Annotated in this window: 21 protein-coding genes; 9 read left to right on the top strand and 12 right to left on the bottom strand. The window is 41.7% G+C overall.

The features are described 5' to 3' along the window. Window position 1 precedes the first annotated feature (1 nt). The gene (locus tag DSM08_RS16105) at window positions 2-826 is read right to left on the bottom strand and encodes a nucleotidyltransferase domain-containing protein (RefSeq protein WP_149527108.1); all 825 of its coding nucleotides are present in this window, start codon (window positions 824-826) and stop codon (window positions 2-4) included. 95 nt (window positions 827-921) lie between these two features. On the opposite strand from DSM08_RS16105, the gene DSM08_RS16100 reads away from it, so the two are divergent. Next, on the top strand, window positions 922-1,365 hold the full coding sequence (locus DSM08_RS16100) for an SRPBCC domain-containing protein (RefSeq protein ID WP_149527107.1): 444 nt from the start codon (window positions 922-924) through the stop codon (window positions 1,363-1,365). Here the strand turns inward: DSM08_RS16100 and DSM08_RS16095 are convergent. The 5 genes from DSM08_RS16095 to hemA form a co-directional block, all read right to left on the bottom strand. Then, entirely contained in the window at window positions 1,360-1,980 is a 621-nt protein-coding gene (locus tag DSM08_RS16095; protein WP_149527757.1) for an L-threonylcarbamoyladenylate synthase, read from the bottom strand. The two genes, DSM08_RS16100 and DSM08_RS16095, sit on opposite strands and share 6 nt — an antisense overlap. Window positions 1,981-2,073: 93 nt before the next feature. Continuing rightward, entirely contained in the window at window positions 2,074-3,519 is a 1,446-nt protein-coding gene (asnS, locus tag DSM08_RS16090) for an asparagine--tRNA ligase (RefSeq protein WP_149527106.1), read from the bottom strand. 70 nt (window positions 3,520-3,589) lie between these two features. Then, window positions 3,590-4,561, bottom strand: a complete 972-nt coding sequence (gene hemB, locus DSM08_RS16085; protein ID WP_149527105.1) for a porphobilinogen synthase — start codon at window positions 4,559-4,561, stop codon at window positions 3,590-3,592. A 47-nt stretch (window positions 4,562-4,608) separates the two neighbouring features. Then, on the bottom strand, window positions 4,609-6,195 hold the full coding sequence (gene hemC, locus DSM08_RS16080; RefSeq protein WP_149527104.1) for a hydroxymethylbilane synthase: 1,587 nt from the start codon (window positions 6,193-6,195) through the stop codon (window positions 4,609-4,611). A 106-nt stretch (window positions 6,196-6,301) separates the two neighbouring features. Beyond that, a complete protein-coding gene (gene hemA, locus DSM08_RS16075; RefSeq protein ID WP_149527103.1) occupies window positions 6,302-7,543 on the bottom strand; it encodes a glutamyl-tRNA reductase in 1,242 nt (413 codons plus the stop codon). 331 nt (window positions 7,544-7,874) lie between these two features. Between hemA and DSM08_RS16070 the strand changes: the two genes are divergently transcribed. Beyond that, window positions 7,875-8,270: a hypothetical protein gene (locus DSM08_RS16070; protein ID WP_149527102.1), complete on the top strand. Its 396-nt coding sequence runs from the start codon at window positions 7,875-7,877 to the stop codon at window positions 8,268-8,270. A gap of 281 nt (window positions 8,271-8,551) precedes the next feature. Here the strand turns inward: DSM08_RS16070 and DSM08_RS16065 are convergent, their stop codons facing one another. From DSM08_RS16065 to rbfA, 5 genes are all read right to left on the bottom strand, one after another. Further along, window positions 8,552-10,330, bottom strand: coding sequence for a mechanosensitive ion channel family protein (locus tag DSM08_RS16065; RefSeq protein WP_149527101.1), 1,779 nt, complete (start codon window positions 10,328-10,330; stop codon window positions 8,552-8,554). Between the two features lie 91 nt (window positions 10,331-10,421). Further along, on the bottom strand, window positions 10,422-11,060 hold the full coding sequence (locus DSM08_RS16060) for a hypothetical protein (RefSeq protein WP_149527100.1): 639 nt from the start codon (window positions 11,058-11,060) through the stop codon (window positions 10,422-10,424). Beyond that, entirely contained in the window at window positions 11,057-12,136 is a 1,080-nt protein-coding gene (locus DSM08_RS16055) for an aminotransferase class V-fold PLP-dependent enzyme (RefSeq protein ID WP_149527099.1), read from the bottom strand. Before DSM08_RS16055 ends, DSM08_RS16060 begins: the two co-directional genes overlap by 4 nt. Further along, window positions 12,114-12,782, bottom strand: a complete 669-nt coding sequence (gene aat / locus DSM08_RS16050; protein WP_149527098.1) for a leucyl/phenylalanyl-tRNA--protein transferase — start codon at window positions 12,780-12,782, stop codon at window positions 12,114-12,116. Before aat ends, DSM08_RS16055 begins: the two co-directional genes overlap by 23 nt. 13 nt (window positions 12,783-12,795) lie before the next feature. Next, complete coding sequence (rbfA, locus tag DSM08_RS16045; protein ID WP_149527097.1) at window positions 12,796-13,170, bottom strand: 30S ribosome-binding factor RbfA; 375 nt, start codon at window positions 13,168-13,170, stop codon at window positions 12,796-12,798. A gap of 758 nt (window positions 13,171-13,928) precedes the next feature. Here rbfA and argH point away from each other — a divergent pair. Together argH and DSM08_RS16035 are read left to right on the top strand one after the other, a co-directional pair. Beyond that, complete coding sequence (gene argH / locus DSM08_RS16040; protein ID WP_149527096.1) at window positions 13,929-15,263, top strand: argininosuccinate lyase; 1,335 nt, start codon at window positions 13,929-13,931, stop codon at window positions 15,261-15,263. Window positions 15,264-15,321: 58 nt separating this feature from the next. After that, a complete protein-coding gene (locus DSM08_RS16035) occupies window positions 15,322-15,582 on the top strand; it encodes a prevent-host-death protein (RefSeq protein ID WP_149527095.1) in 261 nt (86 codons plus the stop codon). A 15-nt stretch (window positions 15,583-15,597) separates the two neighbouring features. On the opposite strand, the gene DSM08_RS16030 is transcribed toward DSM08_RS16035, so the two are convergent. Beyond that, entirely contained in the window at window positions 15,598-16,662 is a 1,065-nt protein-coding gene (locus DSM08_RS16030) for an aldose epimerase family protein (RefSeq protein WP_149527094.1), read from the bottom strand. 107 nt (window positions 16,663-16,769) lie between these two features. On the opposite strand from DSM08_RS16030, the gene DSM08_RS16025 reads away from it, so the two are divergent. From DSM08_RS16025 to DSM08_RS16005, 5 genes are all read left to right on the top strand, one after another. After that, a complete protein-coding gene (locus DSM08_RS16025; protein WP_149527093.1) occupies window positions 16,770-17,243 on the top strand; it encodes a hypothetical protein in 474 nt (157 codons plus the stop codon). Window positions 17,244-17,292: 49 nt separating this feature from the next. Next, on the top strand, window positions 17,293-18,639 hold the full coding sequence (locus DSM08_RS16020) for a deoxyguanosinetriphosphate triphosphohydrolase (protein WP_149527092.1): 1,347 nt from the start codon (window positions 17,293-17,295) through the stop codon (window positions 18,637-18,639). 158 nt (window positions 18,640-18,797) lie between these two features. Further along, a complete protein-coding gene (locus tag DSM08_RS16015; protein WP_149527091.1) occupies window positions 18,798-20,909 on the top strand; it encodes a type IA DNA topoisomerase in 2,112 nt (703 codons plus the stop codon). A gap of 138 nt (window positions 20,910-21,047) precedes the next feature. Further along, complete coding sequence (locus tag DSM08_RS16010) at window positions 21,048-21,578, top strand: alpha/beta hydrolase (RefSeq protein ID WP_187773887.1); 531 nt, start codon at window positions 21,048-21,050, stop codon at window positions 21,576-21,578. Between the two features lie 82 nt (window positions 21,579-21,660). Then, complete coding sequence (locus tag DSM08_RS16005; protein WP_149527089.1) at window positions 21,661-22,641, top strand: hypothetical protein; 981 nt, start codon at window positions 21,661-21,663, stop codon at window positions 22,639-22,641. The last annotated feature ends 10 nt before the right edge of the window (window positions 22,642-22,651 follow it).

The raw sequence follows: 22,651 nt of genomic DNA, 5'->3' as shown, positions 1-22,651 counted from the left end.
CCTAATAGAAAGAGATTAAATTCTGCACATCGGCTAACAAGACCTCTAACATGCCGATACTTGGACTGTCCTGCTCATATAATCTTCCAAATATTTCATTAATCCGTTCTTCATACTTACTTGGAGCGAACTCAAAGCGATCAATACGTTGAATCGCTTTTTTTTCGTTTAAAAAGTACACTTTATTCTTAGCGAAAATGACTTGATTTAATGCAGATACCATCCTGAAGATATGTCCACTGAGATAATACCGATCCGCTGAGGAAATAGCCTTCTTAGCAAGCATCAAGGAAAAGTCGGCTTCGAATAAGTAGAATTGTATTACCGAAGCCTGTAGATTGTCCGGATACTGCTGTGCTAATGCTTTAAGATCTCGAAAGCTATGGTCTTTGGCATATTGTATTTTACTCGCTGCCAATTCCCCACGATACATAAAACTGAGGTAGGCGTGTGGATGTCCTAAATGGTAATTGTTAGAAAATATACCAGCATTAGTCTGATCGATAACATTTTCTACCCGCCCTAAATCTCTAAAAATAAGATCTACCGCCTTTCCATCTATCTGCAACCACCCTCCAAAATTTACCCATTGCCCCCAATCGCCTTCCTTTCCTATTAAATGATTCCGATGTTGATCATCTAGGGATTTCGCTATACTATTCAGCTCATCATAATCAAGACAGTGAGGTTTGTAATACAAACCAATGTCAATATCAGAGTCTTGGTTAAAGCTTGCTGTTGCTCTAGAACCTCCGAGGACTATACCTTCGATGCACGATAAAGCTGAGAATGCCGATGTTACTTTCTGTAGAATGTTATCCTCCATAGAGATCTCATATTGATTATCCAGCTTTAATTTACAAAAAAATCTTCTTGATAAATGTCAAGTGGCTTTGGAGTTTCTGCCACTACCTTTGGAGTATGAAAGAAATACTAGAAACTCAGGTGATGATTAATGCGCCAGCAGCAGCTGTTTGGGATGTATTGAGCAATTTTAAAGCATATCCGGAATGGAGCCCCAGCGTTCGCGAATTTGAGGGAACTCCAATTGTAGGGAAAAGAACGAAGGTTCTTTTGCAACAACCCGGAGGCACTTCCATCAAGATGAATCCTATTTTCTTGAAAATCGACAAAGATAAAGAATTGCGTTGGAAGGGTAGGTTAGGTATCAGTGGTATCTTCGATGGTGAACATTATTTTTTCCTCGAGGAAATTTCGGCGGAGCAAACTAGACTAATACAAGGCGAGATATTCTCGGGTATCCTTGTGCCATTCCTGAAAAAAATGATACATGGAAACACATTAGCCGGCTTCGAGGCCTTCAACGCCGCTATAAAGAACAGGGTAGAGGAGCAGGGACTATAAATATAAGTCCAAGTCGCCTTTTCCTTCCCTGATAATCTCAAATTCGCCGGAAGTCACATCAACAACCGTGGATGCAACGTTGTCACCATATCCGCCATCAATAACAAGATCTACTTTCTCCTGATACTTCTCATAGATCAATTCGGGATCAGTGGAGTACTCGATGATTTCGTCTTCATCGTGGATGGATGTCGTTACGATAGGATTACCTAAAGCTTTCACGATATCCCTCACGATATTATTATCGGGAACACGAATACCTACCGTCTTTTTCTTCGAGCTCAATAGTTTCGGAACCTGTGAACTCGCATTGAAAATAAAGGTAAATGGGCCAGGAAGAGCTTTCTTCAACACCCGGAACACCGTCGTGTCAAAAGGCTTCGTGTATTGAGAGATATCCGTTAGGTCATAACAGATAAATGAAAGGTTAGACTTGTCTGGCTTTAAACCGCGGATAGCACAAACCCTTTCAATTGCCTTCTGATTCGTAATATCGCATCCCATACCATAAACTGTATCCGTAGGATAGATGATTACCCCACCTTTGCGCAGGATTTCTACCGCCTGATCAATAGATTTAGGATTCGGGTTGTCGTTGTATATTTTTACTAGCATAGCCATGTCTAATCGTAATGTGTTTCTTAGGATAAACAAAAACCGTCAAAATTAGTTTGTTTTGACGGTTTTTGTGTTTATATGCAATGCGGTTTAAAACTCCGCATTATTAGGTGTTCTTGGGAAAGGAATTACATCCCGTATGTTCGTCATTCCTGTAGTAAACAATACTAAGCGTTCGAAGCCGACTCCAAAACCAGAGTGAGGAACTGAACCAAAGCGACGTGTATCTAGGAACCATTCCATCTCTTCCGTTGGAATACCAACTTCGCCCATTCTGGTAATTAGTTTTTCTAGGTTTTCCTCACGTTGTGAACCCCCAACCATCTCGCCAATACCCGGGAACAAGATATCCATCGCACGAACAGTATTTCTACCTTCCGCATCTACCGGATTCTGTTTCATATAGAAAGACTTAATCTCTCTAGGATAGTCTGTAAGAATTACCGGCTTCTTAAAATGTTTTTCCACCAAATAACGCTCATGCTCAGACTGTAAGTCTGCTCCCCATCCTTCAATCAAGTATTTAAATTGTTTCTTTTGATTTGGCTTGCTCTTCTGCAAGATCTCTACCGCTTCCGTATAAGTTACGCGTTCGAAGTCATTGCCGATTACGAAGTTCAACTTCTCTACTAAGTTTAATTCAGAACGTTCTGCTTGAGGTTTTGATTTCTCTTCTTCCAACAAACGGTTCTTCAAGAATTCAATCTCCTCCGGGCAAGTGTCAAGGGCATAACGGATAACATATTTCAATAAGTCTTCCGCCAAATCCATATTATCTTCCAACTCGTAGAAAGCCATCTCCGGCTCAATCATCCAGAATTCCGCTAAGTGACGTGTCGTATTCGAGTTCTCGGCACGGAACGTAGGACCGAAGGTATAGATATTACCAAAGGCCATAGCCGCTAATTCTCCCTCTAACTGGCCAGATACGGTTAAGTTAGTTGCTTTACCGAAGAAATCTTCTTTAAAGTCTATCGCACCAGACTCTGTGCGCGGAGGATTATTCAAGTCTAAGGTAGTCACTTGGAACATTTCACCAGCACCTTCAGCATCCGAACCCGTAATAATAGGCGTATGCATATAAACGAAATCTCTTTCGTTGAAGAATTTGTGCACAGCGAATGCTAGCGCATTACGAACTTTAAAAACCGCATTGAACGTTCCTGTGCGGAAGCGTAGGTGCGCAATCTCACGTAAGAACTCCAAGCTATGTTTTTTCGGTTGCAAAGGATATTTCTCAGGATCAGAATCCCCAATAATAGAAACTTCCGTAGCTTTTACCTCTACGCGCTGTCCCTTTCCTTGCGACTCTACCAAAGTGCCTTTCACACGTACCGCCGCACCAGTAGTAATACGTTTTAAGATCTCATCTGCTGTATTCTCAAAGTCAACAACAGCCTGTATATTATTGATGGTCGAACCATCGTTGATAGCAATAAATTGATTATTACGGAAAGTACGAACCCAACCCTTTACGATTACTTCTTTTCCGAATTCTTCCGATTTTAATAAGTCTTTAATTCTAGTATGTTCCATTGTATTCAAAAGAATGATAGTAGGCTAATTTGTAAGCCCTACAAAAATAGCCATTTAATTGATTTATCAGCTATTTCACCCAGCCTTTTTCGATCACTTCCTTCGCATGATAGGTCAGGATAGAAGTTGCTCCGGCGCGTTTAAAGCTCAATAGCGTCTCCAAAATAACCTGCTCACTCAACCATCCGTTAGCGATAGCAGCCTTTAACATAGCATATTCACCAGAAACGTTATACGCAGCAATCGGTAAATCAAAGTTGTCGTGAAGTAATTTAATCACATCTAAGTATGGAAGACCAGGCTTCACCATTAAGAAGTCTGCACCTTCTTCCATATCCAATTGCGCTTCAATTAGTGCCTCGCGGCTATTCGCCGGATTCATTTGATAAGTTTTCTTATCACCTTTTTTCGGAGCCGAACCCAAGGCGTCGCGGAAAGGACCATAATATGCCGATGCGTATTTCGCTGTATAAGACATCAGTGAAACATTTGTGAATCCATTCGTATCCAAAACATCACGTAAATAACCAATACGGCCATCCATCATGTCCGAAGGCGCGATAATATCAGCACCCGACTCAGCATGTGCTAACGCCATCTTTCCTAATACCTCTAAGGTTTCATCATTCAAGATTTCACCATTCTCTACGATTCCATCATGACCGTCGGAACTGTACGGATCCATAGCCACGTCAGTAACTACACAAGCCTCCGGAAAGCGCTGTTTTACGGCTTCTATTGCACGTAAATATAAGGTGCCCTTACGGTAGCTTTCTGTAGCATATTTATCTTTTAAAGACTCCTCAACAGCCGGGAATAGGTCGAATGCCTTCAACCCGATATCCATACAGCTTTCAACCTCACGCAGAAGGTTGTCAACAGAATAACGGTAAATACCAGGCATGGAGGATACTTCAACCTTTTGGTTTTCTCCATCTACAATAAACAAGGGGAAAATCAAATTAGCAGCAAACAAGTGATTCTCTTGAATCATATCTCTCACAACTGCTGATTTTCTGTTTCTTCTAGGACGGTGTATCATGATAATTATTTAAAATGAAAGGGGGCATGCCCCCTTATATAGTGTTTTTAATAGTCTAATCCAAATATAGCTTCTGCTAATCCAATCTCATCTGGGGAATATGGAAGGGTATATTTTAATCCCATTTCGCTGATTACTTTGGCAGTGCTGTTTCCGATACAGATGATTTTCTGCCCCGGATCAACCAAGTTCTCACGGAAATAAGCCTCCACATTGCTAGGGCTTGTAAAGATCAATACATCAGCATTGCTCTTGTCCACCTCTTCTTCAATGACCGTCTCATAGATCGGCATATCGATAATCTTGGTATTCTCGGTCAATGCCTTACGGATTGTTTGTAAAGAGCCTTCGGCACGAGGGAATAGAACCGTCTGCCCATCTACCAATTTCGCAAACTCCGAACCGATACCTTCGGTATTGATACCAAGGTGGTCGCCAGTGAAATCAGCCGTTCTATTGAACTTCCGTAGCGTCTCTTCAGATCCTCTCCCTAAAACTGCAATCTTTGTCTTCTTCAAAATTAGAGGTTCTAATTTGAAGAAGTGCTCAATGGCATTTCTACTGTTGAAGAAAATCCAGTCTGCACGCTTCAAGATAAATGAATCCAGCTTATTGATGGTAGGGAAGATACGGATCAATGAACGATCGTCAACCGCGATATTATGTTTCTTTAAAGATCGCGCTAAGTAGGAGTTCTCATCCAAATCGCGTGTAATGAAAATCGAAGAAGGCAACTTTCTATCCTTGCTGTATTTCGAAAAGATCTTCTCGGCCATACCTTCCGAAGTTTCTGCTTCTAAGAATACGCGATCCGGGAAGTCTTCGTTATCATCCGCAATGGAAGTCCAAGATTGGAATTTTCCATCGACTTTACGGCAGTAGCTACCTAGTGGCGCATGGCATCCGGCATCAAACAGGTTCAATACCTTACGTTCAACGGCGATTGTTTCCGCAACATCTGCATCATTGATGCCTTGAAGAACATCGAAAAGTTCCTTATCATCTTCACGGATCTGAATAGCCAACACCCCTTGCGCAGGTGCAGGGACTAACATAATCGGAGATAACTCCTCAATATGAAAATCGGAAAGATCCATGTTGATACGGCTTACGCCAGCCTTCGCCAACATAATCGCATCATATTTCTCATCTCTTAATTTCTGAACGCGTGTTTGTAAGTTACCACGTAAGTCGTCGAACTCCAGATCCGGACGGATAGAAAGTAATTGTGCTTTACGACGATTAGAAGAGGTACCGATGGTTGCTGCATGCTTTACCGAAAGTCGCTTGCTGATATCCACACAGTCTTTATGAATAATCAGTACTTCCGAAGGATCCTCACGGTCTGATACCGCTGCGATAATCAATCCCGGAGGATTTACTGTAGGAAGGTCTTTATGTGAATGCACAGCTAGATCAATCTGTCCAGATAGCAACTCTTCTTCCAATTCTTTGGTAAAGAATCCCTTTCCTTCCAGCTTATCCAAACGTAAATGTTGGATGATATCGCCTTGGGTTTTAATAATTTTAAGTTCGGCTTCAACACCAATCTCTGCTAATCGATCCTTCACAAAGTTAGCTTGCCATAATGCCAATTCACTGCCTCGTGTACCGATGGTAAGTTTTCTATTCACGTTCAAAGATTTACAAATGAATGATTCGGTTGCAAAGTTAAGGAAATAGGGAATTAGTTCCGCCCTTTTAATGTCAGATTACCGAATAATTTATGAAATTTTAAGACTAATTGCTATCTGATTCTGCAGATTTCACTAGAATCTCTTTCGCCATTACCATAGGTACTTTGATGTATTTTTTCTCCATGTAATTAATGACTTTATTCAGAATCTCACGAGACTGAGGATCAAGCTGTTCTACCTCATTCGCGAACACTTCGGTCATCGCCATCGAACGTATTTCCTTGATTTTCTCAGGAACTTGTTTCATAGCGACTTCAACGCGACGTTGCTTCAATATAGGTAAGAACTCCTTAATGTTCTGTGCGATAATCTCCTCGGCATTTTCCAATTCATCATATCGCTCTTGGATATTCTTTTCTGCAATCTGTTGTAAACTGCTTACTTCGATGTATTGAATAGGATATTTAGCAATAACTGCCGCATCGATATCATTAGGAACCGCTAAGTCTACAATTACCTTTCTATCATCCTCGCCATTAAGCAATGAAGTATAAAGCTCTTCGTTAATGATCGCTTCAGGCGCACCTGTACAGGTAATCATCACATCGAAACCTTTTTTATAGTTCTTCAGTTCGCTCAATGGATAAGCTTGCCCTTGCAATTCCTTTGCTAAAGGTTCTGCGTTGGCAACTGTTCTATTGAAGATGGTAAAGTTACTGTATTTATGTTTTCTTAGGTATTTCGCTAAATTTTGATTGGTCTCACCAGAACCGATAACCAGAATTCTTGGGTTTTCTGATAATTTAACCTCACGAAGCTTGCGGTATGCTAGAGAAACAACCGAAATTGGGTTGCGTGAGATATTGGTATAGGTATAAACTTCTTTTGCTGTTTTTACTAAACGATCCATCATTAAACGAAGGAAGTCGCCCGTGAAGCCTGCAGCTCTACAACGGTCGTATGCACGACGAATCTGCGCTAAGATTTCTTTCTCCCCAACGACCAAGCTCTCCAGAGAACATGATGTGCGGAACAAATGGTTCAAAGCGTCTAAGCCTTCATATCTGTCGACTTGACCCAGGTAGCATTGCATGCGTTCAGCAGGAACGCAGAAGTTCATCTTGTCTAGAAACTGTACTACAAAATCATCGTTCAATTCATGCGCACCATAGAACACAAACTCTACGCGGTTACAAGTACCGATGTAAAATATTTCCGAGATGTCTAAACTGTTTTTTAGGTTAATAAGGCGGCTATCCAACTCCTCATTGCATATAACCAAACTCCCCAAATCTTTTAGATCGACATGTTTATGGGTAAACGCTATAACTTTTAAATTCTTCAAAGCCTAATATTTCGCCAATAATTTTGTTATGCAAATGTAGATTAAAACAACATGCTAAATGTCAAAAATCTGTCAATACAGTGAATTTAGAACGATTATAAATAGTGTTAAAGAAATGTTAAAACGCTGAAATAAAGCCTCTTCTGAAATGTTTTCTAAAAAAATGTGATTACAATCATAAACGCGAATAACAATAAATGACGAACAACACAGTTTTAAACTAAGAATTTTCAGCAATTACGGCATCCAAACGCCCAAAAACCGTACTTATTCGCATAGATTTTTCGTAGTTAATAAGCATTAAATGCTCATATTTGTTTAAAATTAACTTATGAAAGTTTTATTGAAACCACTCGCACTGATAGGATTCGTCGTTGTTTTCCTATCCTCCATATTTTGTCCATTTCTAAACATTCCATTGAAGAAGGATTGGAACCTATATCAAGTCGACACCGCCCTATTTCTAATCACCATGGGTATCCTCGGCTTAAATGTGCTCCTCTTCTTTATGCGAAAATTAAGAGCCTTCCAGATTTCAAGTATCGCATTACTAGCCTGGCTTGCCTTAGCGCTCGCAGCAGTGTACTTTCAAATCAATAATTACTTCGGCATGAAGCTTATCGACGGGTTGATTTCCAAAGCCGTTACCCTAAGCTGGGGATGGATAGTAATCTTCGTAGGTGCTGTATTGATTTCCTTGAGTGTAAGAACGAAGGGGGAAGGCTAGGGGTAGTTTAGATATGAGATATTAGTCTAGATATGAGATATTAGACATCAGATATTAGAGTAAGGCGCCGTATAGGCGCCATTTTTATTGGAGATTGTATCTTTGAATCAGGAAAGAAAGGGAAACAGCCACTTTTTTTCTTTCAACGTGATCCTGCCAATCCTTGCATCCTTCCTTTCCTGGTTCAAGACAAAACCCATATCCCGTTCAAAACGATCCTGATAATCCTAGCATCCTTCCTTTCCTGGTTCAAGACAATCTTCTCCTTCTAAATCAGAGTTTCAAGACAATTTATTCATCACATGATAGCTCGGAGATAATAGCTCGATCTGTTCGCGTAGGAAGACCTCCTGAATATTTTCTAATAGATTGCTGTAGATTAAAGCCTGTTTGCTTGGCTGTTTCGTGTATGCATTGATGGTATAGGAAATATTGAAGTCATTTAAGTTTGTTTGCAAAACGAAGGGTTCGGGATGTGGTTCAATATGGATGGTTTGCGATGCGGCCTCTTTCAATAAGGTGTACACTTTCTGCCAAGGCACATCATAGCCAATGGTAATACTATAATGAACAATCAATCCGGCTTGTTCTTTCTTCGTTTGATTTGAATAATTGACGGTCGTGCTGGAGAGTACCATTGAATTAGGGACGGTAATCTCCTCATTCTTGATGGTCTTTATTCGGGTTACTAGCATGGACTTCTCTAAAACATCCCCAACCGCTTCTCCAATCTTTACGCGATCGCCAATCTGAAAGGGACGCATGTAGGTAATGACTAAGCCGGCTACGACATTGGCAATCGCGTTGGATGATCCCAAGGAAACGAGTATACCAATGAATACGGTAACCCCTTGAAATGCCGGTGAGCTTGAACCGGGCAAATAAGGGAAGATCAATACCATCATAAATGCATAAAGGACAAAGCGCAGGATATTGAATGTGGGCAAGGCCCAATCGGCATGAAAACCACTTAAATGGATATTTCCACGCTGCAACTCATGAAAAACATAGCGCGTAAATTTTACCAGATACTTAAAGATCAAGAATATCACCGCTACGCGGAACAAGTTTGGAAGGTAATCGATGATGGCAAGCAGAACCGCTTTAAGTGGGCTCAGAATCCAACCTAATAGCATTCCCGTCCAAGACTCCGTTTCCGGAAATATACTGAACAGCAAAGGCAAGGTCAGGTAGATACTGAGGAACAAGATAAGGACACGTAGTACCGTATTCATCCGCAACATGGCCTGTTCTATATGCTCAGCTTTGATGATTTTTAATTTGCGCATTCGTCGTGCAGAAAGCACCCGATCTTTCCCAACACTTATCTTGCCTGCCAGAAATTTGAAAAAGCGGTTGATCAGGATTACCATACCCGTCATCAGGAGAAGAACAAGTAAGGCGAGACCAATTCGTTTTGCGAGATTGAGCAGGCTATGTGCCTCGCGCTGTTTAACGACGCTTTCTCTGATCTTAGCGATATATGATTCTGCGAGTTCATTACTGCTTTTGTTTACCCAAAGGGCATCCAGCAGTCCAACACTGATAATGATGTTTTCACCATTATACACGATATCATAGCTCTCTTCGTTCTCGACGATGTTTAAGAAGTCCGGGTTGAAATCGGGCGCATCAAATAGCTGATAGATTTTATGCGATATGGCAGCTGCGCGATCCTTGGCATCGAATGAGCCTATTCTCGTATATATTGAAAATAGGGTGTCTTGATACAACTGCACCGGATAGCCGGGCGTTGTACTTCTTAAATTGTTTATTTTGGACAGCAGCGACGCTCGCTTTAAGGAATCTGATTTTCTAGCTCGGCTGCCGGTTGCCGGTTCCGCCTCAGCCTCTGCAGCTCGCGCGCGTATATCTGCTATGGCTTTCAATAGTTCCGCCTGTGCTGTCGAATCGCGCTGCGTTTGTATTTTCGATTCTTTTAACAACAGATCTTCACTGTTCGAGCTTGAAGTAATAGAATCCGCTGTCTGAGCAAATGTAGAAAACGTGAAGAGGACTATTTGTAAAGCACAAATAGAGAGACAGGTTAATATTCGCATTATTTTGGCAATAGTAAATTGCTAAAATAAGGAAAAATATTTCTCTAAACGAGTTTTAAGAAAATAATAAGAAAATTTACTATATCCTTCGTTACTTTGGACGGTGTGAAATAAAATGTGCTTTCAATTTGTCCAAGCCGATATTTTCTTCAATTTTATCCAACTCCCATAACCAAGCTTTATCCGGCAGTACTTCCGACCGTTCTTTAGAGTTAATAAGGTCTAACGCCTTCACCTTAATTGTTTTCTCAATTGGTGGCACTTCGTTGTGCTGACGTCTAGAGGTACGCAAGATCTGAAACTCCAGGTTTGGCCATTTATGAATGTTAGCGAAATTCGCAGTATATATCTGATGGTATTCGCGTGCAGGAATAATATTGTTGTAAATACCGGTGCATTTATTGCCATTGACCTCTTTAACGGCAACCAAAAGCTCATAGCTTGTTTCATTAGCGATGAAAAACTTCACTAAGCCTTCTTTCTGCTCGCCGGTCAGTGCTAAGAAGATACCTTTCTCGATAAACTTCGCGGTAGTATTAACTTGCTGCGGTTCCTCATCTTCTTCCATGCGCATATTGCCATGAACCAAAGTAATCTTATCTTGCATAACGGGTATCTCAAAGCCTGTATCGTCGGTTACCCCGACTAAGCCGTTCGCCATAAAAGCGGTAATATGTCCTTCAATCGGTTCGTCTACAAACCGCACTAAATCGCCTATCTTAAAATTCATCTCAATTTATCTATAGTAGCTATTAATCTGTGTATATCTTCGAGCTCATTGTATAAATGTAGCCCAATTCGAATGCCTGTTCCACGTGGGAAGCATTTTATGCCCTCTGTCATAAGTTTTGGATAGAGCGATTGATCCAGCTGAATATTGATCAAAGCAGATCGAAGCGGTCGACGTGCAATCTCTGGCAATAGCAGGTCGCGCTCAGCAAGTAAGCGATAAGCTTCATCGCAAAGTGTCGCTATGTGTTCGCCAATTGCCTCCAATCCTAATTCTTCAAATAGCAGCAAGGATTCTTTCAGTGTACCCTGGCTCACCGTATCTACATGTCCTGGCTGAAAGAAAGTATCCAGCACACTTTTATTGCTCCAGAAATCGGTCGTCGGTCTGGGTATATCTTTTAACCCTAGCTCCAATGCCGCTTGTAGTTTTTGGTGCAACAAGAGAAAGCCGTTTCCAAAACCCGAACATAGCCACTTATAGCCGCTACAAGACAAGGCATCGATTCCTGAACGATCGAATGCGAAATCCTCGGTACCCAAATATTGCGAACCGTCAGCAATAATCCAGATATCAGGGTGTTCCTCTTTCAAGCGTCTAAAAAATCGCGGGTCTATCTTTAATCCACTGACATATTGTACGATGCTGATCAACAAAACATTTGGCTTATAGTCCGCAATTGCTTCCAGGATATTTTCTTCAACCTGTTCGTCCACCTTAACGGTTTTATAAGCTAAGTTTCTCGAAATGATAGGGTAGAGGATCGATGGATACTCGCCCTCCAATGCCAGATAGCGATAATCCTTAGGCAATAAGTCAATGAGCGTAGAATAACCGAAAGAGAAATTTGGTGTCAAATAGACAGTATGTTCAGCGGCATGAAAAACTCTAGCGATGGTATCCTTTACAGTTTCCAGAAAAGCTGTTTGCTGATTACGTAGATCCGTATCCGCCGCGAAGAATTGCTCTTCCCAGGTTCTTCGCCATTCCAAGCTGCGCTTGGGAATTAAACCATCTCCCGAACTATTGACATAACAAATATCTGCTGAAAGGTTAAAGTACTCGCTGAAAGTCATAAGCTTTGATTTCTTGTTGTTGTATGATTGCTAAAAACTCTTCCTGCGAAATTAAACACGCACCCATGCTTTCCAAATGCACTGAATGGACCTGACAGTCGATCATGGAGATTCCAAAATCTTCCGCTAGGCTTATCAGGGCTACCTTCGATGCATTGGAAACTTTGGAAAACATGCTTTCCCCGCCGAAAACATTTCCAACTTTAATACCGTACAAGCCACCTACTAGCTGACCTTGTTCCCATACCTCAACACTATGTGCATAACCATGCTTGTGGAGCGAGATATAGGCGGCTTTCATCTCCGGTAAGATCCACGTTCCTTGCTGGCCCTCGCGCGCAATCCTCGCACATTGATCGATTACCTGCTCGAATGCTTGATTGTAGGTGACCTTAAACCGCTTAGATCGCAGCACCTGTCGCATGCTTTTGGAAATCTTCAACTTTCCTTTATGTATTACAAAGCGTTCATGTGGCGAATACCATAGAATGGGCGTGTCTTCGTCATACCAAGGAAAAATTCCGTTTTGGTAGGCTAGCAACAAGCGCTCTGCCGATAAATCGCCTCCGATTGCTAATAATCCGTCTTCATCCGCCAAGCGGGGATGTGGAAAAGCCAATTGTGCTTCATCCAATAAATAGGGCATGCGTTAGGCTAAACTATTCTTCCGGTTGACGAGGCTCTTTGCTGATTTCCTCAAATATTTTATCCATATGTTCCACGTACTCGTTGGTATCGTCTAAGAAGAACTCCAACTGCGGAACAATACGCGCTTGATTTTTGATGCGCGCACCAAGTTTATATCGTATCTCGCTAGTTTTTGAACGAATGCTTTCAATATCAGCTTTCGCAGTATTTGTGTTTAAAAAACTTAGAAATACGCGAGCAATGGAGAGGTCAGGCGTTACACGCACTTTTGTTACGGTAATAAAGGCACCAGGAGCCCACGAATTCCCCTCTCTCTGAAACATCTCCGCTAAATCCTGCTGAATTACGCCGGCAAATCGTTGCTGTCTTTTACTTTCTGTTCCCATAATGATATTGAATGAGAAAACGTTTCATTACGTTTCCAATAACACAAATATAAGGATTTTTAAAAAGATGCTTTGTTATCTCAGTTCAATATTATGAGGAGTTTGATGGAAAAAGAACGTATGGACAAGGCTGGAATAGTCGTGGGGCGGAGCTGGATTAGGTCTTGCTTTTAGTAAAACCTATCGATAACCAAATCATAACCCTTTCAGAGCGGTTGTGATTGGGGTATACATTGGGTTTACATTGGGTTTGAAAGGGGAGTGTGGAGAAGAAGGTAGCAAGGGGGCATAAAAAAAGACTTGTCGTGGGCATAGTGACAAGTCTTCAAATCAAAATTAGTTTATAATTGGATAGAATAATATTTTTCAAGTTTTAAGACTTTTTGGGTCTATCATGTTTAGTATTTCTAGGTGGTTATTAACGTGAGTTGCTACTCACTAATTGTTTTTTCATTCCCCTTTACATCACAAACATAGGGCTTTAATTCAGACCCTACAAGATGTTTTTTAAAAAAAAGTAAGTGGTTACTTAATTTAGTTTAACAATTTTTAACTCTATTTGATTAGTAGATTTTATGAGAATTCCATGCTTAATGTTATTAAGTTTTTGTTGTTTTTAGATTAAAAAACGGCGTTTTTGAATAGCTGAACAGGATATGTTAGCGAACGCAAGTGTAGTTGATTAATTGAAAAACAATGCGAAAAACTACCTGTTTTTGTCTGTTTAATTGGTATTTTTGTTTCACAAAATATTGATCATGAAGATTTGGCAAAAAAATATTGATGTGGATTCTTTTGTAGAATCCTTTACCGTTGGGCGCGATCGTGAGATGGACTTGCAGCTTGCGGGTGCTGATGTTTTGGGTTCATTAGCGCATACAAAGATGCTTGCTAGCATTGGTTTGATGAGCGAGGAGGATCTTGTTGCGGTACAGAAGGAGCTGAAAAACATCTACCAGGAGGTATTGGATGCTAAATTTCAGATCGAGGATTCGGTAGAGGATGTTCACTCGCAAGTGGAGATGATGCTGACGCAGCGCATCGGTGAGGCGGGGAAGAAAATTCACTCCGGCAGATCGAGAAATGATCAGGTTTTAGTAGACCTTAAGCTGTATTTCCGTTCAGAAATCGAGAGTATCTTTAAGAATACAGAAGTTTTGTTTGAGCAATTAATAAGCTTGAGCAATCAATATAAGTCGGTTCTAATGCCAGGATATACGCACCTGCAGATTGCCATGCCGTCCTCTTTTGGATTATGGTTTGGAGCATATGCAGAAAGTTTAGTAGACGATTTGCAATTGTTGAAGGCTGCCTGGGCCGTTTGTAATAAAAATCCGCTAGGCTCGGCGGCGGGCTATGGTTCTTCGTTTCCGTTGAACCGTTCCATGACCACCCAATTATTAGGGTTCGAGGATTTGAACTACAATGTGGTCTATGCACAAATGGGACGAGGCAAGACGGAAAGGATATTAGCGCAGGCGATGAGTTCCATTGCAGCGACATTAGCGAAGTTTGCCATGGATGTCACCTTATTCATCAATCAAAACTTTGGCTTTATTTCCTTCCCGGCCCATCTAACAACGGGGTCCAGCATTATGCCGCATAAGAAGAACCCGGATGTTTTTGAATTGATTCGTTCTCGCTGCAATAAAATTCAGGCATTGCCAAACGAAATTGCTATGATGACGTCGAACCTACCGGTTGGCTATCACCGTGACTTGCAGTTGTTGAAGGAAAATCTTTTCCCGGCATTCCAATCATTAAACGATTGCTTGGCGATTGCAACCTACATGCTACAGAATATTACGATCAAGGATAACATCTTGGATGACCCAAAATACGATTACCTATTCAGTGTAGAGGTAGTAAACAACGAGGTGCTAAAAGGCGTACCGTTCCGCGAGGCATATAAGAATATTGGCTTAGCCATTGAAGAGGGTAATTTTAATCCTTCAAAAGAGGTGCAACATACACATGAAGGTAGTATCGGCAATCTATGCAATGATCAGATAGAAAGAATGTTTTCGGAAGTGAAGCAGTCCTTCGGTTTTGAGAAGGTTCATCAGGCTTTAGAGGATTTGCTGAAAGCTTAACAGCTTGATAATCTGATAGTGATAATTTATTCTTATTTTTGATTAATTGAAAATCGTAATGGGAATAGTTGAGACATCGAGCAAAAAGTTTAAAAAAAATCAGAATGAATTTTTTGAGCTAGCGGATCTTGGTCAACAGATAATTATTAAGCGAGGGAAAAAGCAAGCTTACCTTTTAACTCCTGTTTCTGAAGAAGACTTATCCTTCGGCCAAGAAATGAGTGAAAGACTCCGATTGTCTGAACAGCAATTTAAAGATGGTGATTTCGTGAGAATAAAATCTAAAAATGAATTGAAAGCTTTTTTAGAAAGAATATAGATACAAAGGAGGTTTTTAAACCTCCTTTTTTATGCTGAATTTATATTTAATCGTGCTTTGGTATTCTTTTCCTGGCTGTAGGACTACAGAAGGGAAGTTTGCATGGTTTGGGCTATCCGGATAATGTTGCGCTTCGAAACAAAGCCCACCATATCTTAAATATTTATGTCCTGATTTTCCTTCATCGTCAGCTAAGAAATTGCCCGCGTAGAGATGTATCCCCGGCTCCGTTGTAAATACTTCTAATAGTACACCACTTTCTTTGGAATATGCAGACGCAACGGCAATCGTTGGAGGTTGATTGTTGACGAAGGTATGGTCAAAGCCGCCCGCATTCTTCAACTGCGCTTCCTTACTATCGATATAATCAACAATTTTTTTGGGTTGTCTAAAATCCAATGCAGTGCCTTCCACAGGGAATATCTCGCCCGTAGGAACTTGGTTCTCATCAATAGGAACAAACTCTTCCGAATTGATGAATATTTCATGGTTCAGGACATCTCCATTACCTTCACCATTCAGGTTGAAAAAGGCATGATTGGTAAAGTTGATGATTGTAGGGGCATCAGTAGATGCTCTGAAATGGATTACTATCTCATTTTCATTGGTCAACTCATACGAAACGGTAGTCTTGAGCTCTCCTGGAAAACCTTCTTCACCATCTGGAGAGGTGTAATAAAAATCGACCACCTTGTTGAAGCTCACCTGTCGATCCCATACGCGGTTGTGGAAGCCTTCCGGGCCACCGTGCAAGCAATTGTTGCCATTATTCTTTGCCAAGGTATATTCTTGCTCATTCAGTGTGAACTTCCCATTCGCAATTCTGTTACAAAAGCGGCCTATGGTAGCACCGTGATAAGGTTCTTGCGCTTTCAGATAGCCATTGATACTCGAGAAACCTAGTACGACATCAATCAGGTTACCGAACTTGTCGGGCACCAAAGCACTTACCAATCGGGCGCCGTAGTCCGTAAGGGCTACCTGCATGCCTGCACGGTTGGTAAGCGTTATCAGATGGGTGTTCTTACCTTGTATACGGCTTTCAAAATCTTTTTTCTCGGGGAGTTTATAAACAGTCATTGTAGGATGCATTTCTATCTCTAAAGATAGCAATTAAGCGATGCTTAGCCAAAAGAAAAACTTGAGCATTCGCGCTGTATTTTGTAAATTAATGGAAAATAAGCGTAATGAAACCCATATATACTTATTTCATCACGATAGCCATTCTCTTACTGCTGATTGGCTTTTTTTCCGTCGCGCCGGATTCATCCTTTATTATTGAGCCGCGGGTGGGCTGGGTGCTCGCAGTTCCGTTGAAGGAAACGGTTTTTGCGCTTGCCTTCTTTGCAGTTTTGTTCAGTGTGCTTTATCGCTATACGGAGCATCTGCTCTATTCCCACCGTTGGTCGATTATGCATTTCATCTGTTTTGTTTGCTTGGCACTTAATTTCTATACCTGGAATGCGCTGTCCAATCGTTTTGTCATGCGCTTTGAAGAGCTGAAGGAAAATGCCCAACAGGTGAAGCAGTTAGGTGAGATGTTCATGCGCGTGGAGGGCTTTTACAGTATTTCATTTTTTGTTCTTATCCTAATGCAAGGGCTGTATTTGTTGAATTTATCTGTGGGGATGATTTATCAAAAAAGGGGTGATCTGTCCTAAGCTCCCGTTTTTAAAATGTATATTTGCCTAGCAAAATCTGATATTTTTAATGAATTGGAATCAGTTAATATCGGCAAAGCGCTGGGGATATGAGCATCGGGAGCCAAGCGAACATTTTGACGCCCGTTCGGAATTTCAACGCGATTACGATCGCCTAATCTTTTCCTCACCTTTTCGTCGTTTACAAAATAAAACCCAGGTTTTTCCGCTTCCTGGCGTGGTGTTCGTTCATAACCGATTGACCCATAGTTTGGAGGTTGCTTCGGTTGGGCGCTCGCTTGGTCGTTTGGTTTATAATCTGTTGAAGAAGAAACACCCGAACATTGATCAGGAAGCACCATTCTTACAAGAGGTTGGGAATATTATTTCGGCAGCCTGTCTATCGCACGACTTGGGCAACCCTGCCTTCGGTCACTCCGGCGAGGCGGCGATTTCTACGTTTTTTACCGACGGTAAAGGCGTAAAATATCAGGAAATGGTTTCTAAAGAGCAGTGGGCAGACCTGACACATTTTGAAGGGAATGCCAATGCCCTGCGTATTTTGACACATGCCTTCAACGGGAAAGATCCGAAAGGTTTCGCATTGACATATACTAGCCTTGCTTCCATCGTAAAGTATCCATGTGCAGCTATTGATGGCCATGTCAAAGGTTCGCATCACCGCAAAAAGTATGGTTTCTTCGATTCAGAGAAAGCAGCTTTCGAGCAGATCGCGGCTGAGCTTGGCATTGCCAAGGATCCGCAGAACCCGAAAGGCTATATGCGCCATCCTCTGGTCTATCTGGTAGAAGCGGCAGATGATATCTGTTATAATATCATTGATTTGGAGGATGCACACCATCTGAAGATTTTAGCTTATCAGGAAGTTGAAGATCTCTTGTTGCCATTATGTGCTGGCGAAGATCTGCGTGCGCGTTTGGATAGTCTTGCCGATACGGCCAGTAAGGTATCCCTATTGCGGGCAAAAGCAATCAATACACTCATTAACGGCTGTGCGCAAGTATTTGTCGACCGCGAGGAAGATTTCCTTGCCGGCACCTTCGACAAAGCATTGATGGACGCCCTAAATCCAGATATCGTCGCGCATATGCAGAAGATATCTGATATCTCGGTCAAGCGTATTTACAATGCGCCAACCGTAGTACAAATTGAAATAGCAGGTTTTAAAGTGATGAACGCTCTTTTAGAAGAATTTGTTCCCGCTTACCTTAAAACAAATAAATCCATGTTCGATAAAAAGTTGGTGGCGATGATGCCCGAGCAGTTCCACTCTGAAAAAGAGGACACCTACTCGAAAATTAGAGCCGTACTCGACTTCGTATCTGGCATGACGGATGTCTACGCTGTAGACCTATATAGGAAGATAAAAGGGATTTCTATAGCCTCATTGGATTAGATATTAGATGTTAGACATTAGATTTTAGATACTAGTCTGTCTCAGATCAAAGTTGATTGATTTTTTATAAAATGAGATCAAATTGACTGAGCGAGATTGTTCCATATAGTATATCAGATGTCTTACATCTAACATCTCAAATCTATCATCTAATTCATATGAAAGTAGTAATAGCAGAGAAACCCTCCGTTGCGCGTGATTTGGCAAGAGTTATGGGCGCCAAGGAGGTTAAAGATGGATATATTGCCGGGAATGGGTATGCGTTTACCTATGCTTTTGGGCATTTGGTGCAGTTGTGTACTCCGCAGGCTTATGGATTTCACAATTGGTCGATGAAGAATCTGCCGATTATTCCGGCGCAGTTTGCATTGGAGGTGAAGAAGGTCCGTAAGGATGGGAAGCAGATGGATGATGCGGGTGCTTTGAAGCAGCTGAACACCATCAAGTGGTTATTAGAGCAGGCGGAAGAGATTATTGTGGCGACGGATGCCGGGCGCGAAGGGGAATTGATCTTTCGCAACATCTACTATTATTTAAAATCGAATATACCGTTCAAGCGTTTGTGGATTTCCTCCCAAACGGATAAGGCTATTAAGGAAGGTTTTGCCAACCTGAAGGAGGGCACTGAGTATGACAGCCTTTATATGTCGGCTCGTTCGCGCTCGGAATCGGATTGGTTGATCGGTATCAACGCTACGCAAGCATTGACCTTAGCCGCCGGCAATAAGGGACTGCTCTCTCTCGGTCGGGTGCAGACGCCTACTTTGGCGATGATCTGTTCTCGATATTTGGAGAATAAGGATTTTAAGCCGCAAGCTTTTTATAAAATTCAGGCGGGCTTCGAGAAGGAGGGCATACAATTTAAGGCGACTTCTAACAAAATCGACAAGAAGGATGTCGCGGAAGAGACCATTGCGAAGATTCAGGTTGGTAGCAATGCGAAGGTTGTGAATGTGGAAGCGAAGGAGACCAAAGAACAGCCACCCTTACTTTTCGATTTGACTTCCTTGCAACAGGACGCGAATAAAAAGTGGGGCTATTCTGCGGATCAAACCCTAAGTATCGCACAGACCCTTTATGAGAAGAAGGTGATTACCTATCCTCGTACGGGTTCTCGCTATATCGGTGAGGACGTTTTTGAGAAGATCGACGAGTTGTTCCAACATTTAGCAGATACCGCGCAGGAGAGCATTGCATTAATCTCCAAGAATTTAATTGGAGCTAAGCTGAACAAGCGCTCTGTGGATGATAAGAAGGTAACAGATCACCATGCCCTCTTGGTTACGGATGAGAAACCGGGGCCTATGCCTATGGATCAGCAGAACATCTATAATATGATTGCCAAGCGGATGGTGGAGAGTTTTTCGGAGGTCTGCTTGAAAGATATTACGACGGTGACCATCGATGCTGCCGGCGTGGAATTGATTGCGAAGGGGACTGTGATCCGACAATATGGATGGCGCCTATCTGCTGATCAGATTGATGCGCCCGATGAGGATAAAAATACGGATGATCAGGATAATGAGAATGCGCAATTACCGAAGCTGACGGCGGAGGAATTGTTGGAGATATTGACGTTGGAGTTGGCGGAGCGTTTCACGAAAGCAAGGCCAATTCATACGGAGGCTTCCTTACTGAAGGCCATGGAAACCTCGGGTAAGGAGATTGAAGACGATGAGATGCGCCAGGCGATGAAGGACTGCGGTTTGGGAACTCCGGCTACTCGCGCAGCGACTATAGAGACTTTATTTCAACGGGATTATATCAAGCGTGATAAGAAGAAGCTGATTCCGACGGAAAAAGGATTGGCGGTTTATTTCTTGGTAAAAGATCGTTCGATTGCGAAAGTTACGTTGACTGGAAAGTGGGAGCAGAAGCTGGAAGAGATGCGCGCTAATAAGGTGAGCTATGATGTGTTTATGAAGCACATCAAAGACTATACGGTGAAGATTACTTCGGAGTTGATGCAGTTGCGGGTAGCGATTGCTCATGAAGAATTGAAGCCACAGCAAAAAGGTAAGATTAAGTGTCCGAAATGTTCGGCGGGTCAGGTGCAATTATATGATAAGGTGGCACAATGTGACCATTATGCCAGAGGATGTGATTTTAAGATATGGCGAACGCTGCACGGGGTATTCCTGGATGAGAAGGAGATGAAGAGTCTTTTGGAGAAAGGGAAAACTTCGGAGCTAAAGGGGCTGAGGAATACGGATGGATCCATGGTGAATGCTTCCTTATTGTTGGAAAATTTTAAGGCGGTTATTGGATAGATTCATTAACTTGAGATAATGAAAACCATTTATCTGTTCTCCGGCTTAGGTGCGGATTATCGAGTCTTTTCGAATCTTGATTTGTCTGGATTTCAGCCTGTACATATTGAATGGTTGAAACCTAGAGCTTCTGAAAGCTTGGAAAGCTATCTATTTCGTTTAGCTGAATATCACCAAATTCCAAAACAAGGCGCGCTGGTCTTAGGGGTATCATTTGGAGGTTTATGTATTTCAGAACTCGCCAAGTACTATGATTTCGAAAAAATGATTCTTGTATCTTCCGTGAAAAATAAATTTGAGATTCCCGCCTTCATAAAACTTGCTAGATTGTTTTCACTATATAAGTTAATGCCTAGAAAGCCTTCAGGGATGATGGCTAGAAAAGCGATACATTGGGCGTTTGGGGTGAAGACAAAAGAAGAAGGCGGCTTATTGGATGTTATTATTCAGGATACAGATCCTGATTTCTTTAAATGGGCAACGGATCAAATTATGCAATGGGAAAGCGTCTATAATCCTACTAATTGTTTACACATTCATGGGGAAAGGGATCGAATTTTTCCAATTAACAATGTAGTTTGGGATATAAAAATTAAGGATGGGGGACATTTTATGATATACAATCGAGGGAAAGAGATATCATTTCCAATTCGTAATTTTATCTTTTAATCTCCGAATTTTAAGGTCATTCGACCGTAATATGTTTTTTCCTATACCTTTCCAATAATCATTTCTATTAACTTTGCGGGCTATGGCAACAAAACTCTACAATCCCTTTTTAGATTTTAAGTTTGATAACAAAACCTGTTTCTTGACAGGGGAGACATTGCAGTCTGAGGATGAGCAGATTCAGGTGTTTCCGATGTGGATGATGCGTGCTTTTGATCTGGAGGAGAAGCCTTTCAAGATGCTAGACGAGAGCTTTAGTACCTACAAAAAGTTGCAGCTTCCCTGTTCGACAAGGGCTGCCGCGGCTGTCGCAGCGGTGGATGGTTTGGTCGAGCATGCTGTAGAGAAGGGCTATGAAGCTGTTCGTGAATTGGAACAGGAAGTTTTGTTCCAATGGATTGGAAAGATACTCTATGGGGTAGTTTTTAACGAGATACAGGCGGGTATCCGTCATGCGGTAATGACCGGTGAGGAGCTGAACTTCTCGCAAGCCTTGGTTCAGAAATTCAGGAACCTGCATGCCATGTTGCAATCTATGGTAATCCCGATGGAGTTTGAACATAAAAATCCATTTACCATTGAGGTTTTTCATGTTGATAATGCGGAGGACACTTTCCTATATCGTGATGAAATCAATACCTTGATTTTCTCCTTGCGGATGAAAGACTTCGGTTTGATTGCTACGCTACAAGATAACGGAACAAACGCTATCTATCATGAGGAAGCCTTGGCTTTAACAAAAGGCGAAAAGTTACATCCCGTTCAATTTGAAGAGATTGGTGCTAAGTATTTTTATACGGCCTATTTATTTAATCGATTGCCGGAATACACCTATATGGAGGTTGGCGACAAGGTATTTGTAGAACCGATGCCGCTAAATGATTGGACGATGAAGCCGATATTTGATAATTGGCAAGCGAAGACCTATGGTCAGGTTTTGGAGAATTTCTGGAAACCATGGGGTTATACCTTGTTTGAGATTATTAAGGATCCTGAAAACCCGATGAGCTTTATTAAGGATGAAGAAGGTAACTTTAAAACTGTTGAAGGTCTTCCTCGTTAATTTTTTGTAA

This window comes from Sphingobacterium hotanense (assembly GCF_008274825.1).
Lineage (GTDB): Bacteria > Bacteroidota > Bacteroidia > Sphingobacteriales > Sphingobacteriaceae > Sphingobacterium > Sphingobacterium hotanense.
Note: the sequence above shows the minus strand (reverse complement) of the source record. Positions and strands in the feature narration are given on the sequence as shown.

Coding starts and splice junctions, on each gene's coding strand:
- DSM08_RS16105 (WP_149527108.1), bottom strand. CDS start 826: ATGGAGGATAACATTCTACAGAAAGTAACATCGGCATTCTCAGCTTTA.
- DSM08_RS16100 (WP_149527107.1), top strand. CDS start 922: ATGAAAGAAATACTAGAAACTCAGGTGATGATTAATGCGCCAGCAGCA.
- DSM08_RS16095 (WP_149527757.1), bottom strand. CDS start 1,980: ATGCTAGTAAAAATATACAACGACAACCCGAATCCTAAATCTATTGAT.
- asnS (WP_149527106.1), bottom strand. CDS start 3,519: ATGGAACATACTAGAATTAAAGACTTATTAAAATCGGAAGAATTCGGA.
- hemB (WP_149527105.1), bottom strand. CDS start 4,561: ATGATACACCGTCCTAGAAGAAACAGAAAATCAGCAGTTGTGAGAGAT.
- DSM08_RS16070 (WP_149527102.1), top strand. CDS start 7,875: ATGAAAGTTTTATTGAAACCACTCGCACTGATAGGATTCGTCGTTGTT.
- DSM08_RS16065 (WP_149527101.1), bottom strand. CDS start 10,330: ATGCGAATATTAACCTGTCTCTCTATTTGTGCTTTACAAATAGTCCTC.
- DSM08_RS16060 (WP_149527100.1), bottom strand. CDS start 11,060: ATGAATTTTAAGATAGGCGATTTAGTGCGGTTTGTAGACGAACCGATT.
- DSM08_RS16055 (WP_149527099.1), bottom strand. CDS start 12,136: ATGACTTTCAGCGAGTACTTTAACCTTTCAGCAGATATTTGTTATGTC.
- aat (WP_149527098.1), bottom strand. CDS start 12,782: ATGCCCTATTTATTGGATGAAGCACAATTGGCTTTTCCACATCCCCGC.
- rbfA (WP_149527097.1), bottom strand. CDS start 13,170: ATGGGAACAGAAAGTAAAAGACAGCAACGATTTGCCGGCGTAATTCAG.
- argH (WP_149527096.1), top strand. CDS start 13,929: ATGAAGATTTGGCAAAAAAATATTGATGTGGATTCTTTTGTAGAATCC.
- DSM08_RS16035 (WP_149527095.1), top strand. CDS start 15,322: ATGGGAATAGTTGAGACATCGAGCAAAAAGTTTAAAAAAAATCAGAAT.
- DSM08_RS16030 (WP_149527094.1), bottom strand. CDS start 16,662: ATGACTGTTTATAAACTCCCCGAGAAAAAAGATTTTGAAAGCCGTATA.
- DSM08_RS16025 (WP_149527093.1), top strand. CDS start 16,770: ATGAAACCCATATATACTTATTTCATCACGATAGCCATTCTCTTACTG.
- DSM08_RS16020 (WP_149527092.1), top strand. CDS start 17,293: ATGAATTGGAATCAGTTAATATCGGCAAAGCGCTGGGGATATGAGCAT.
- DSM08_RS16015 (WP_149527091.1), top strand. CDS start 18,798: ATGAAAGTAGTAATAGCAGAGAAACCCTCCGTTGCGCGTGATTTGGCA.
- DSM08_RS16005 (WP_149527089.1), top strand. CDS start 21,661: ATGGCAACAAAACTCTACAATCCCTTTTTAGATTTTAAGTTTGATAAC.